General features: G+C 33.3%; 16 protein-coding genes and 1 tRNA gene. 8 read left to right on the forward strand and 9 right to left on the reverse strand.

All coding sequences use genetic code 11. The annotated features are described in order from the left end of the window. Positions 1–76: 76 nt before the first annotated feature. From GKF99_RS06170 to GKF99_RS08845, 4 genes are all read right to left on the reverse strand, one after another. Positions 77–463: a lactococcin 972 family bacteriocin gene (locus GKF99_RS06170; protein WP_002840185.1), complete on the reverse strand. Its 387-nt coding sequence runs from the start codon at positions 461–463 to the stop codon at positions 77–79. A gap of 263 nt (positions 464–726) precedes the next feature. Beyond that, positions 727–1,809, reverse strand: a complete 1,083-nt coding sequence (locus GKF99_RS06175) for a HAMP domain-containing sensor histidine kinase (RefSeq protein WP_154272898.1) — start codon at positions 1,807–1,809, stop codon at positions 727–729. Continuing rightward, on the reverse strand, positions 1,802–2,503 hold the full coding sequence (locus GKF99_RS06180; RefSeq protein WP_154272899.1) for a response regulator transcription factor: 702 nt from the start codon (positions 2,501–2,503) through the stop codon (positions 1,802–1,804). The genes GKF99_RS06175 and GKF99_RS06180 overlap by 8 nt, the downstream gene beginning before the upstream one ends. Before the next feature lie 194 nt (positions 2,504–2,697). Next, the gene (locus tag GKF99_RS08845) at positions 2,698–2,817 is read right to left on the reverse strand and encodes an ATP-binding cassette domain-containing protein (RefSeq protein ID WP_002840206.1); all 120 of its coding nucleotides are present in this window, start codon (positions 2,815–2,817) and stop codon (positions 2,698–2,700) included. A gap of 272 nt (positions 2,818–3,089) precedes the next feature. On the opposite strand from GKF99_RS08845, the gene GKF99_RS06195 reads away from it, so the two are divergent. The 5 genes from GKF99_RS06195 (at position 3,090) to GKF99_RS06215 (ending at position 7,698) form a co-directional block, all read left to right on the forward strand. Then, entirely contained in the window at positions 3,090–3,416 is a 327-nt protein-coding gene (locus GKF99_RS06195) for a carboxymuconolactone decarboxylase family protein (protein WP_002835813.1), read from the forward strand. Positions 3,417–3,509: 93 nt separating this feature from the next. Continuing rightward, a complete protein-coding gene (locus tag GKF99_RS06200; protein WP_154272900.1) occupies positions 3,510–4,067 on the forward strand; it encodes a TetR/AcrR family transcriptional regulator C-terminal domain-containing protein in 558 nt (185 codons plus the stop codon). Positions 4,068–4,217: 150 nt separating this feature from the next. Further along, a complete protein-coding gene (locus GKF99_RS06205) occupies positions 4,218–5,615 on the forward strand; it encodes a radical SAM protein (RefSeq protein ID WP_002835815.1) in 1,398 nt (465 codons plus the stop codon). A gap of 94 nt (positions 5,616–5,709) precedes the next feature. Next, positions 5,710–6,654 (forward strand): peptide-methionine (R)-S-oxide reductase MsrB, encoded by a 945-nt coding sequence (msrB, locus tag GKF99_RS06210; protein ID WP_154272901.1) that lies wholly within the window; start codon positions 5,710–5,712, stop codon positions 6,652–6,654. A 132-nt stretch (positions 6,655–6,786) separates the two neighbouring features. Continuing rightward, entirely contained in the window at positions 6,787–7,698 is a 912-nt protein-coding gene (locus GKF99_RS06215) for a DMT family transporter (protein WP_154254978.1), read from the forward strand. Between the two features lie 62 nt (positions 7,699–7,760). Here the strand turns inward: GKF99_RS06215 and GKF99_RS06220 are convergent. Next, positions 7,761–7,850 (reverse strand) — tRNA-Ser (locus GKF99_RS06220). 98 nt (positions 7,851–7,948) lie between these two features. On the opposite strand from GKF99_RS06220, the gene GKF99_RS06225 reads away from it, so the two are divergent. Then, positions 7,949–8,638, forward strand: coding sequence for a gamma-glutamyl-gamma-aminobutyrate hydrolase family protein (locus tag GKF99_RS06225; RefSeq protein ID WP_094207972.1), 690 nt, complete (start codon positions 7,949–7,951; stop codon positions 8,636–8,638). A gap of 72 nt (positions 8,639–8,710) precedes the next feature. Here GKF99_RS06225 and GKF99_RS06230 read toward each other — a convergent pair whose 3' ends face one another. After that, a complete protein-coding gene (locus GKF99_RS06230) occupies positions 8,711–9,049 on the reverse strand; it encodes an arsenic metallochaperone ArsD family protein (protein ID WP_094207971.1) in 339 nt (112 codons plus the stop codon). 82 nt (positions 9,050–9,131) lie between these two features. Here GKF99_RS06230 and GKF99_RS06235 point away from each other — a divergent pair, with 82 nt between their 5' ends. Together GKF99_RS06235 and GKF99_RS06240 are read left to right on the forward strand one after the other, a co-directional pair. Beyond that, a complete protein-coding gene (locus GKF99_RS06235) occupies positions 9,132–9,908 on the forward strand; it encodes a TraX family protein (protein WP_154272902.1) in 777 nt (258 codons plus the stop codon). Positions 9,909–9,967: 59 nt separating this feature from the next. Continuing rightward, entirely contained in the window at positions 9,968–11,116 is a 1,149-nt protein-coding gene (locus GKF99_RS06240) for a hypothetical protein (RefSeq protein WP_154272903.1), read from the forward strand. A gap of 47 nt (positions 11,117–11,163) precedes the next feature. On the opposite strand, the gene GKF99_RS06245 is transcribed toward GKF99_RS06240, so the two are convergent. Genes GKF99_RS06245 through GKF99_RS06255 form a run of 3 tightly spaced genes read right to left on the reverse strand, consistent with a single transcriptional unit; the run spans position 11,164 to position 13,650 of the window. Further along, on the reverse strand, positions 11,164–11,703 hold the full coding sequence (locus GKF99_RS06245) for an isochorismatase family protein (protein ID WP_154272904.1): 540 nt from the start codon (positions 11,701–11,703) through the stop codon (positions 11,164–11,166). Between the two features lie 57 nt (positions 11,704–11,760). After that, complete coding sequence (locus GKF99_RS06250) at positions 11,761–12,519, reverse strand: ABC transporter permease subunit (RefSeq protein ID WP_094205122.1); 759 nt, start codon at positions 12,517–12,519, stop codon at positions 11,761–11,763. A 9-nt stretch (positions 12,520–12,528) separates the two neighbouring features. Then, entirely contained in the window at positions 12,529–13,650 is a 1,122-nt protein-coding gene (locus GKF99_RS06255) for an ABC transporter substrate-binding protein (protein ID WP_154272905.1), read from the reverse strand. Between the last annotated feature and the right edge of the window lie 37 nt (positions 13,651–13,687).

Genomic DNA, 13,687 nt, shown 5'->3' on the forward strand with positions numbered 1-13,687 from the left:
CTATGAATCTATCTTAAAAAAACAGAAGTTCCAATCCTCCTATTTTCAAATTGGAACTTCTGAATCTTTACATAGTTTATTTCACATCAGCCCATGCTCTGTTTCCGGCAAATGCTTTTTCCCATGAAGCTGCAGCCCTTCTGCCAGCACCAACCCATCCTGAATAAGAGTATTTACCTTGTGAACCTCTTACAGTAGTCTTGTGTATTTTGTAACTATGATCAAAATACGACCATACTTGACTTGAATCAACTCCATGTCTCCATCTACCACCTAAGAAATTTTTCCATCCACTATCATAGTTATAAAAAGTAATTTCATTTTCATCATTTTCCAATACTTCTACTTCATATCCTAACCCTTTAACATATGGTAAGTCACTATTATTTTGTGCATAAACAGTTCCTGTAGAAGTAAACAACAATCCCGACAATAATAAAGCTGATAATACTAGTTTTTTCATATAATTTTCTCCCTTCAAATATATTCATTAGTCAATAATAAAATAATTGTAATAGATTTTTAATGTTATTTTTCATCTGATAAATGCAGAAAATCACATAACAAATCATCCCCTTTTTATGTTTTATAAACAATTATTTGATTTACTATAGCTATGTAAATAAAAAACTAACCTTATAAATATCATTATAGGTTAGTCTTGAAAATAAGAGATTAAGTTTTCTTGTATTAATTCTTGCTTTTTTCTTGCTTTTTTCTTTCTTTTTAATATACGGGAATAATTACATTTGCAATTACCCAATTATCTTTATTATACACTTCAAATTCCCCATTTAAATGAGCTACAATATCATTTACAATTGTAAGTCCAACTCCAGACCCATTGTTTTTTAAGCGATTTCGTGACATATCCCCGCGATAAAATTTATTTTTCACCAATTTCCAATCTACGTTTAAATTATTTTCAACTTCATTTTTAACTGTCAAATTTAATGCTTTATCCTGTATCTCAACTTTGACTATTATTGTTGATCCTTTTTTTGAATATTTGTTTGCGTTCGATACTAAATTATCTAAAATCCTCACGAGTAATTCAGGATCTGTATTAATTTCTTTACCAGAAGTATTTGCAAATCTAATATCCAAAACATTATCGTTTACCAATGTTTTTCTTTCTTCTTCCCATTGTTTTAAAAATAGCTCTGCATCAAACTTTTTGATGTTAATTGGGATTTCATTCAAATTGAATTTCAAATAAGAAAAGAAATCTTCGCTCAAACTATTTAATGATTTCACATTTTCGTAGATAACTTTTATAAACTTTTTTTGTTGCTCATAAGTTAAATTATCTTCATCATGAAGCAAAGTAGAATATCCCAATAAATTTGATAGAGGTGTTTTAATATCATGTGCCAAATACGTCAGCAAATCTGTTTTTTCCTTATATGCTAGTTCATAATTGTTTTCCATTTCTAATATAAGTTTTCGAATATTAATGAAATCTATTCTTTCGTTAGATAAAGATTCATGAAATTCTCTTATCTCAGGAATTTCGCCTTTAATGTATTTAATTCCAGATACAAAATACTCGCGATATTTTTCGAATTCTTTATTCTGAATATAAAAGCATCCGAAAATTATGAAGATTGCGCATATCATAATGAAAACATAATTACCATATTGAAAATAAATCTTATATATTGATCCTAACTCAGCTTCTGTATCAATATTATAAATTATTAAACTATCGATTAATCTATGAAAAGCAAATGTAAGAAAAATTACAACAGCTATCCATAAGCATTGATACAGAATAATTCTTTTAATATATGAATTTTCTTTACGCATTAATTTTATACCCCACTCCCCAAATTGTCTTTATTATGGAACTTATTCCATGTTTTTCAAATTTACTTCGTATTCTTCTTATATGCACCATAACAGGATTTACCTCGGTTGATAAAACTTCATCTTTCCAAATTTTGTAATGTATTTCATCCATATTGTGAACATCGTCTGGTTTTTCCATCAACAGCCATAAAATTTCAAATTCTTTCGGCGTTAAAGTTATTTCTATTTCATTGTAAAAGCTTTTATGCGTTTTTTTATTTAATCGCAAATTTCCAACAACACGTTCGTCAGGTTCGCGTCCTTCATCGTTTATAGTTTTTGCATATGAAAATTCATAACTTCTTCTAAGATTTGACTTAATCCTAGCGACTAATTCTGTTGGCTCAAAAGGTTTTATTATATAGTCATCTGCACCCATATTTAATCCTTGTACTTTATGAATAGAATCTTCCAGAGCAGTTAGCATAATTATTGGAATTGTGGATTTTTCTCGTATTTGTTTGCATATCTCAAATCCATTTATATCTGGAAGCAATAAGTCCAATAAGATTAAATCATAGTGATTTCGATTAAAACTTTCAACTGCTTTTTTACCAGTATGAAAAGTTTCTATCTCCCATCCTTCTGGAATCAAATACATCTTAATTAATTCTGATAAATCAATATCATCTTCAACTACCATAATTTTCATATTTTTTCTCGTCCTCAAATCTTATATTATTATATTTCATCTTGTTCGATCAGTTTTTTATCTTCAATAAACAAAATCCTATCCGAAATTCTTTTTGCTTGGTCCATGTTATGTTTAGAAATTATTATGATGTATTTATGTGACAAATTATTAAGCAAGTTTTCTATCGCCAATGTGTTTTGCAAATCCAAAGATTAGCAAGGTTCATCAAATATCAGTATTTTGGGATTTGTTGTAAGCATTCTGGCTATGCATAGTCTTTGTTTTTGTCCTCCGGATAGTTTGTTAGCGTTCATTTTCAAGTGTCTTTTCATTTGAATTAGTTTTGTTAGAATTATTGGCGCATCCTGTAAATCCGATCGCCATAACCATCATTAAAACTAGTAACTTGTAAGGTTTTTTCATATTAACCACCTAATTTTTATAGTTATATTATATCACATATATTTTATTTTTATTTATATGAAAACGCTATAAATCTCCCATCATTTATTGAAATCTTCTATAATTAAGATTTTGTACGTCGTATTTGATAAGATTATATTAAAAGGGCAATGCAAATTGTCTAAAAAATAGGAGGTAATTTATGGATAGTAAAGAAGTATTGGCTGAAAACTCAAAATTATTTGGAGAACATTTACCAGATGTAGCTAAGAATTTCTCTGGTATGTGTGGAGAAATTTTTAAAGACGGAAAATTATCTTTGAAGGAAAAAGAATTGATAGCTCTTGCAATCGGAATTACTGTAAAATGCGACGGATGTATCGTTCATCACACTAAAGGATGTATTGATGCAGGTTGTACAATCGAAGAAATCTCAGAAATGATGGAAGTTTGCGTTGCTATGGGTGGTGGCCCTGCTACAGTTTACGCTGGAAAATCTTTGAGAATTGCTGAAGAATTATTAAAATAATTACGATTGACTAGCTGCAAGCCATGTGCAGCTAGTTTTTTTGGTGGAAATTTTTCTAGTTTTGGAATATGATTATGTTAAAAGGGGGAGTTTATGAACGCGGATTATACGAAGAAAATGATAATGGAAAATTTAATTAATCTTCTCAACAGAATACCTCTGAATAAAATTACGGTGGGAAAACTAGCTGAAGAATGTGGAATCAACAGAAACACTATTTATTATCATTTCAAAGATTTGAATCAAATCATAGACACGATTTTTGAAATAAGACTTAAGAGAGTGTTGAATGAATCGGATAATATTTCTTGGGAGGATAGTTTTATCGAAGAAATGCAGTTTGCTATTGATAACAAAACCGCGATTTTCCACATTTACAATTCTATTTCCAGAAAAACTCTGTCTGATTATTTGTACAATAAATCGGGGCAGATTATGAGAACTTACGTAGAAAATGTGGACAAGGAAATTCATGCTAAAAAGGATGACAAGGAGATTATTATTAAGTTTTTTCAAAGTGCGATTACGGATTTGGTTATCAGGTGGCTAACTTCAGGAATGGATGAGGATATCGAGAAGAAGATTAAAAGGATAGGATTTTTATTAAAAGATACTGTTAAATCTTCATTAACTAGGAGTAAAATGAATTAATTTTTTAGATTTTTTTTCATTTTTGTTAGAATTTTAGGCAAATACACCCTTTTGTCCAAAGACTTTGATTAACGTTTGAGATACAATGAAGTTAAGAGATATATCTAATAGGATAGTTCTAAAAATTTTAATATATGAAAAGGTGGTTATATGAAAATTATAGAAGCTGGAAAAAGATATGGATTTGATAAGGTATTCGATTATGTTGCGAAGGATCCTCAAAAACGAGGGGTACAATTAGTCGAATGGGCAGAAAACCTTTCTCACGGAGATTTTTCGCCTCAAATTAAAATTATAAGGGAAGTTTTCGAAGACGAAAATCACCCTTACCATAGTTTTGTGATGAAAATTTTCCAAGAAGTTGACAAAAAACAAATAAAAAAAGTAGCGTATAACTTTTTTATGAATGCGTCTGTTTTGGGATGGCAAACTCAACAAAAATACAGAGAAGAATACAATTGTAATATCCCATGGGCAATTTTGTTGGATCCTACATCTGCATGTAACTTAAAATGTACTGGATGTTGGGCTGCTGAATACGGCTACAAACAAAACCTAAGCTATGATGAGATTGATTCTATCATCACTCAAGGTAAAGAATTGGGAACTTATATGTACATATACACAGGCGGAGAACCTCTTGTGCGTAAAGATGATTTGATTAAATTATGCGAAAAACACAACGACTGTGTGTTCTTGTCGTTTACAAATGCGACTTTGATTGACGAAGATTTCGTAGACGAAATGCAAAGAGTTGGTAATTTCATTCCTGCGATTTCACTTGAAGGTTTTGAAGAAGCAACTGACGGTAGACGTGGAGAAGGTGTTTATAAAAAAGTAATCAAAGCAATGAAGATGCTACAAGAACGTCATTTGATTTACGGAATTTCTTGCTGCTATACTTCACAAAACTTTGATTCAATTACAAGCGAAGAATACTACGATTACCTAATAGAGTTAGGTGCATATTTCGTGTGGTACTTCCACTATATGCCAGTTGGAAATGCTGCTGTAACCGATTTATTACCTACTCCTGAACAAAGAAAACAAACTATCGAAAGGCTAAGAAAATATAGAGCAGAAAAACCATTATTCGCATTGGATTTCCAAAACGATGCTGAATATGTTGGAGGATGCATTGCAGGTGGAAGAAGATATCTTCACATTAATGCATCCGGCGATGTTGAACCTTGTGTTTTCATTCACTACAGCGATTCTAATATCAGAGAAAAATCTTTGTTGGATTGTTTGAGAGCTCCCCTATTTACAAAATATCATGACGGTCAACCATTCAACGATAATATGTTGATGCCTTGCCCAATGCTTGAAAATCCAAACGAACTTAGAGAAATGGTTCATAGCACTGATGCAAAATCTACTGATTTGGAATCTAAACAAACTGTAGATTCACTTTGTGGTAACTGCGATGAATATGCGAAAAACTGGGAAGTTGAAGCAGAAGAAATCTGGGACAAGAGTCCTAAGAAGGAAAGATTCAAAGGTTCATATCACACAATGAATCGCCAAGAAACTATGAAATCAAAATAATTTCAATGAGCAGCTTTTAATAAGCTGCTTTTTGTATGCCAAATTTTTTGAATAAAAAATATTTAACTGGGTATAATTTTGTAAGAGGTGTAATATGAGATTTATTGAAAAAAGTACGATTTATTTGGCTGGTGGATGTTTTTGGGGAGTGGAAGCTTATTTCAAAAAATTAAACGGTGTAATAGACACTGACACAGGCTATGCAAATGGCGAAGGAACAGACACCGACTACAGAAAAGTTAAACAAACTCATCACGCAGAGACGGTGAGAATTGTCTATGATAAAAACAGGTTGGATTTGGCTGAAATTTTACTTCATTATTTCAGAATTATCAATCCAATTTCTGTGAATAAGCAAGGAAACGATGTTGGCGAACAATACAGAACTGGAATTTTCTACGAAGATGAAAAAGATTTGGAAATAATCAATTCTGTTGTGAATTACATTCAATCAAAATACGATGAAAAGCTAACTGTTTTGGTTGAAAGATTAGAAAATTTTGTATTAGCAGAAGATTATCACCAAGATTATTTGGACAAAAATCCTGGTGGATATTGTCACATCAATCTGAATGCTTTTGATGAGGATTTGGATACGACTGAATACAAGAAAATGTCCGATGAAGAATTGAAACAAAATCTATCCGATGTGAGTTACAGAGTTACTCAAAACGAAGCGACTGAACGCCCTCACACATCAAGCTTCAATGATTTTGATGAAAGAGGAATCTATGTCGACATCGTAAGTGGTGAGCCGTTATTTTCTTCTAAGGACAAATACGATGCGGGTTGTGGTTGGCCATCATTTACGAAAACTATTACGTCAAGTTCTGTAAATTATTCTGATGATCACAAATTATCCAGAGTTAGAACTGAAGTTAGAAGTAAACACGCTGACAGTCATCTTGGTCATGTGTTCGACGATGGTCCTAGTGAAAAAGGCGGTCTTAGGTATTGCATCAACGGCGCAAGTTTGAGATTTGTCCCATTAGAAAAAATGGAAGAAGAAGGATATTCACAATATATTCCGTTCGTATAAATCGAAAAATCACAAGGAGGACACTGTTCCTCCTTTTTTTGTGTGCGAATTAATTTATTGGGCTTTTTAGGTGTTTACAAATCATACGAAAACTGGGATAATATATCTGAAATTAAATAAGAGGAGGAAAAAATGGATAAAAAGAAAGCAAATTTACTTGCTAAATTAGCGTTATTAATAGTAGCTATCCTTTGGGGAAGCTCTTTGACTGTAGTTAAGCAATCTTCCAAAACATTCAATCCCAACTTTATCTTGGCGATAAGATTTACGTTGGCAGCCATTTTATTATCGATTATTTTCTGGAAGAGACTTCGCCAAGCAAAATATGACGACATAAAAAACGGACTTTTGATAGGAATATTTTTGTTCATGGCGTATTCATCACAAACATTGGGGGTAAAATTCGCAGATCCTGGTAGAAGTGGATTCTTATCTGCATCTTATTGCGTAATCGTGCCGTTTTTGGGTTGGATTGTATTCAAGCAAAGACCAGACCGATACAATTTGTCGGCGGCGGCTTTGTGTATAACGGGAATATTTTTCATATCACTTTCAGGATCAAGCGCTCACGTGGATAATCCATTAGCATGGCTTGGAGATTTACTAGCTTTACTTAGCGGATTGTTATTCGCATCGCACATCATCGCAGTAAGCGCCCTTGCAAGAGACCGTGACCCTATCGTCATGACGATATTGCAATTTATAATGGCGGCTGTGTTGTCTTGGATAACTACAATTGTAGTAGAAGACAATTCAAATCTTGTCGTAACTTCAAGATCTGTGATGGAATTATTGTACTTAGCTGTAATGTGTACTGCCGTTGCACTATTACTTCAAAACATCGGACAAAAATACACAAACCCATCCACTGCTGCAATTATTTTGGGATTCGAGTCAATATTTGGAATTTTAATTCCTGTACTTATCGGAATCGAATCATTGACAGTTTTCTCAGTAATCGGTTTTGTATTCATATTCGCAGCGATTCTTGTCAGCGAGACAAAACTTTCGTTCTTGAAAAAGAACACAATAACAGCACAATAAATAGTACTTTTTAAGTACCAATTAAAAAACAGATAGCTAATTACAGCTATCTGTCTTTGTTTTGGCGGAGAAAGTGGGATTCGAACCCACGTGGGAAATAATCCCAAACGCATTTCGAGTGCGCCCCGTTATGACCACTTCGATATTTCTCCAAATATAATAATATTATAGCACTTTTGTTGATTTAATCAAAAAATGTATTTTTGTTTTATCTTTGATATAATAATATTGAAATATAATTGGAGGAAATATGAAAATAATAGGACTTACACCACTTTATAACGTGGCAGAAAACAGACTTTTTATGCTTAGAAAATACATTGAACTTATCGAAAGAAACGGAGCTTACACAGTGATTCTTCCGTTCAATTCCGATAGGAAATTCTTAGAAGAAATCGTCGACAGGTTGGACGGAATCGTGTTTACAGGAGGACTTGATGTGGCTCCATCATATTACAATGAAGACAAGATTTTGGAATGTGGAATTTCATCAAATGTACGCGATGAATTGGAATTTAATCTGATGGATATTTGCTACAAAAAGGACATTCCCACTTTGGGAATTTGTCGTGGATTGCAAATAATGAATGTGTATTTGGGCGGAACTTTGTATCAGGATTTGAAAAAACAAAAGAACATCTCCATCATTCACTCTCAAGACAAACCTTACAATGATTTGGTTCACGAGGTTACAAATTACGGAATGTTCAAAGAAAAATTTGGCGACAGATTTTATGTGAATAGCCTTCATCATCAAGCTATCAAAGATGTTGCAGAAAATCTTGATGTGTTACAAAAATCTTCTGATGATATAGTGGAAGCGGCATACGTTAAGGACAAGAAGTTCTTCTTGGGAGTGCAATACCATCCCGAAATGGCGTTGGATACTTTGGCTCAAGGACACGAAATTGTCAAAATGTTTTTGGATTCAATAAAATAGATTCAATAAATTATGTAAACCTGTGATTGTCACAGGTTTTTTTGTTTTCCTAAAACTTAGGAACAAATCTTATCAGAATTTACGCTTATCGTTGACATAAGCTTGATTGAAAATATTTCTGTCGATGTGAAGGAAATCCAATATTTCGTAGCTTTTTGGATATCTTCCCGAAAGCACAACTTTTCCATCTACAACTGTGATTGGAAGTTTCATCCCGTCATCAATTTTCTGTGCAATCCCCTGTTGTTCGAACATATCGGGATTCTTGTTTAATTTAAACCTGTCGACAACGACATTCTTTGTTTTTAATTTCTCCAAGAAAAATGACAACATCACAGAATTTCTATTATCCATTTCATTTTCGAACAAATTATTCTCGTCTACTTTGTTCTCAAAAATCATCATTTTCATACTATCACCTATTATAATTATATCAGATAATAATGTGCTTTATTTGTGATAAAATAGTTGTAACAAATTCAAGGAGATTATCATGCAACTTTTAAACGAAACTCAAAGGAAACATTATTTGGATATTTGGCACAGAGACAATGGAATATCAAGTTCTGGACTTAAAGTAATCGCCTGTATATCCATGCTTATCAGTCACATTGTGCAATGCAATATGCTTCAAAAATTCAACATTTATCCTACGATGACACTCACATCATCTGACTGGAGAGTCACAGTAGGAGCGTTAATGCTTTTTATTGGAAGGATTGCATTTCCTATTTTCGCATTTTTAATCGTTAATGGAATGTTTCTAACTAGAAGCGTAGAAAAATACATAGTAAGGTTGTTTTCCTTTGCGATTATTTCGGAAATTCCTTTTGATTTGGCAATTAGTGGTGAAATGTTCGATTTTTATCACCAAAATGTATTCTTCACGTTGGCACTTTCTGCGTGTCTTATATTTATCGTTGAAAAAATCGATAAGTTCGACCAATCAAATTTCGTGAAGGCGATTTTAAAATTAATTTCCGTAGCCATATTCTGTGTAATTGCCAATTACTACCACACAGATTATTCTATGCTTGGAATTTTAGCGGTGTTTTTGTTGTATTTGGGCTCATCTTCCAGAAGAAACACTTACATAGCGATATTGTTCGGGTATTTTTTCGAAGCGTATATGTATTTGTTCGTGTATCTGTCGATTCCCATCATTCACTTTTACAACGGCAAAAAAGGCAACATCAACAAATGGGCATTCTACATTTTCTATCCAGCACATTTGTTGTTGATTAGCTTTATTAGAGATGTCGTGTTATAGTTTGAATTTTAAGCTGAAATACATTAGAATTATATATTATACTTTTAATGGAGAATTTTATGAAAAAAACTAAAAAACAAAGTGAAATTTCACTGGAATCTTTTGTGACAATCGCTGTCGTTTTCGGGCTTTTCGGCTACATTGCAAAAGTTATGGGTCTTGGCAATATGTTTAATACTTTGATGAAAACGGCGCACGATTTGCTGCTTAACACTGTGTTTTTCATAATGGCAATCGCAGTTTTAACAGGTGCGTTATCCAAGCTTTTAAGCGAATTTGGAGTTATTGCACTGATCAACAAAATCATCAGCCCTATAATGAAACCACTTTACAATTTGCCTGGAGCTTCGGCGCTTGGTATATTGACGACGTTCTTGTCGGATAATCCGGCAATCATTGGACTTGCAAAGGACAAAGGATTTGCCAAATATTTCAAGAATTATCAGCTTCCTACGTTGTGCAATTTGGGAACATCGTTCGGAATGGGATTTATCGTGTGGACTTTTATGTCTTCACTTGGAAATGGTACGGAATTTTTCAAGGCGGCATCCCTTGGAGTTTTGGGAGCAGTCGTAGGTTCTGTGGTTTCCGTAAGAATTATGATGCATTTCACGAAAAAATACTACGCCGATACTGATGAACAAGTGGAATTTGAAGAAGAACAAATCTTAGATAAAAAAGAAGATTTGACTTTGATGGAGAGAGTTTTGAATTCAATGCTTGAGGGTGGAAAATCTGGTGTACAAGCTGGGATGGACATTATTCCTGGAGTTGTTGTAATTTGTACGTTGGTTATGATACTCACATCGACAGGTACTGTTGAAAATGGAACCGTAATCTACACTGGAGCAGCCTACGAAGGAGTCGGTTTGATTCCAAAACTTGGAGCATTGCTAAACCCTATTTTGAAACCATTGTTTGGGTTCACCTCATCAGAATGCATTGCATTTCCACTTACAGCTTTGGGGAGTGTCGGAGCAGCGCTTGGACTCGTTCCAAAATTATTGGAGAAAAATTTAATCACTGGAAATGATATAGCAGTTTTCACAGCCCTTGGAATGTGCTGGTCAGGATATTTGTCCACACATGTTGGAATGATGGACACATTAAACGCCAGAAAACTCGCACCAAAAGCAATTCTGTCTCACACGATAGGAGGAGTAGCAGCTGGAATCAGCGCACATTTCTTGTATTTATTGTTAGGATAAAAAAAATCCAACTTTGCTTTTCAGTAAGTAAAGTTGGATTTATTTTTTTATTTGATTATTTTGGACAAAGTTTTAAATTCAGGACTTCCCGCCCTTTTCAAAATATCGAAAATCAACGTTTCAGAATTGATTACCAAACAGTCCATCTCTCTAAAATTTTGGATAGCATTCATTTTATTTTCAACACGTCTACTTGTAACGCAATCTTCAAGCACAATCATTTTATATTCGTCAATCAAATCACGTATCGTTTGGTAGACACAAATGTGAGTTTCCGCTCCGACAACCACGATTTGTTTCCTTCCAGTTTTTTCGATTTCATTCATAACATCATCAAGCTTTGCAGTAAAATCAACCTTGTCGAATACCTTCGTTTCGTATTCTTTCAAACATTCTACAGTATCTCCAAGTCCTTTCGGATATTGGCGTGTTGTAATCACAGGAATATCGTAAATTCTTGCCATCTCCAACACAGCCTTCGTGTGATTAAGCACGTATTCATTGTCGTGAAGAACAGGCACCAATTTTTCTTGCAAATCAATCAACAAAATTATCATATCGTCTTTATTCACATTAAACTTTTCCATATCTCACCTCAAAACTATCATACCATAAAAAAAGCACGCCACACAGCGCGCTTTGATTTAAATTGTCCAGCTTAGAATTCTTTTTTTGATTAGTTCAAATATTTGCATTACAACAACTAAAACTATAACCAAAAATATAAATCCTACCCAAGCATGATTAAACAATCCAAAATCAGTGTATTTTTTTACGAAAAATCCCATTCCGTATTTGGAGCCGTACATTTCTGCGTAAACCAACATTACAAATGTACTTCTCAACGAACTTACAAATCCTGCTAATATTGAAGGACTCGCCGCTGGAAGGATAACTTTTACAAGTTTATCAAATCCTTTGATTTCTAATGTCTTCGCCTTGTCCAAATATCTTTTGTCAATTGTCATTATTCCAGTGATCGTCGCAAAAATCGTAGTCCACACCGTTCCATAAATTATCAAAAACAATGAAGCAGACCACAAATTTGGCGCTAACATCAACACAAATGGTGACAATAAAATCGATGGAATAACACTAAAAGCATAAATTACGGGATGTAAAATTTCTCTCAATCTTTCGCTCATTCCCAATAATGTTCCCAATCCTATCGCAATTATCAATGATAAAACTATGGATGGAATCATTAACCCGAATGATGAAAACATATTAATCAACAAAACTGATTTGTCTTCGTGAAATGCTTGAGCTATTGATTCTTTACTCGGAAAAAGGTATGGATTGACCATGTGATTGTCTGTCAAAAATATATACACAACTATTAATGACACGAAAATCAACACAGTAATCCAATATTTTCGAATAAACTCCTTTACCTTATCCAAAACAAACCTCTATTTGTCGTTTTCTTCAAAGAATTTTTCTAAGCTTTCGTAGAATTTAGGATCTTCTTTTCCGTATTTTTCTTTAGTTTCTTCTAAAGCTTGTTTGTACAAATCTGTATTGATTTTGTCTTCAATGTTAATTGTTTTTGCTTTTGCATCTAAGAAATTAGTCTTGTCCAAAATATCCCAAGCTCTAATAACACCTTTTTTCAATGGGTCAATATGAACATCGTAGTGTTCGTCAAGCATGTAAGCTGCTACGAATGCATCGTCAGCTTTGATTTGTTTTGCTAACATATGAACAGCTTCTTGTTTGTTGCTTTCATAATATTGTTGTGCTCTGATTAAAGCTCTTAAAATAGCCTTAACAGTGTCTGGATTTTCGTTGATGTATTTTGTCTTAGCTACCAATCTACAACAAGAATAGTTAGGCATTACATCACTTTGATAAGTAACCACTTCAATGTCTTTCATATTTTTAACTGCTTGGTTTTGTTGAGTTCCTAAAAGTGCGTAATCAACATCTCCTCTGACAACAGCTGCCATTGCATCGTTGTATTTTGTGATTTGTACCCAATCAACTTCCTTCAATGGATCTTTAACACCTGCATCCATCAATGCACCAGTAAATGCGTAGTATTGTGGGTTAATTGCTGCTTTCTTACCAACTAAATCAGTAATTCCATTCCATTTAGTTCCTTTTTTAGCGATAACAGGCATTGCACCATTTAACATATGACCACCAAAAATTGTCAAATCTACACCAGCTGAAATTTGTTGAAGTGGATTTGAAGTACCGGCGTTTGATACAACATCAACCTTGTCTGATGCTAAAAGAGATAACGCATCTGCGTTTTCTGTAGCAAATACAGGTTCTATTTTGATTCCTTCGTCTTTAAAGAAACCTTTTTGTTCAGCAATAGTTACCAATACATTACCACTTGTTCCGTAATTCCATTTAACTACAGTTTCTTCCTTCTTATCATTAGAAGAAGAATCCTTTGAAGTTTCTTCCTTCTTTTCTTCTGTCTTATTTTGTGTTTCATTGTCTTTTTTATCGTTGTTATTAGAACATGAAGCAAATACTAAGCAACAAATAAGACTCATTACAATCAATAATTTCTTTTTCATAAGTACCCCCATAAAATTTTATTTAAATAAACTAAAT

The organism is Finegoldia sp. BIOML-A2, from assembly GCF_009678315.1.
GTDB lineage: Bacteria > Bacillota > Clostridia > Tissierellales > Peptoniphilaceae > Finegoldia > Finegoldia magna.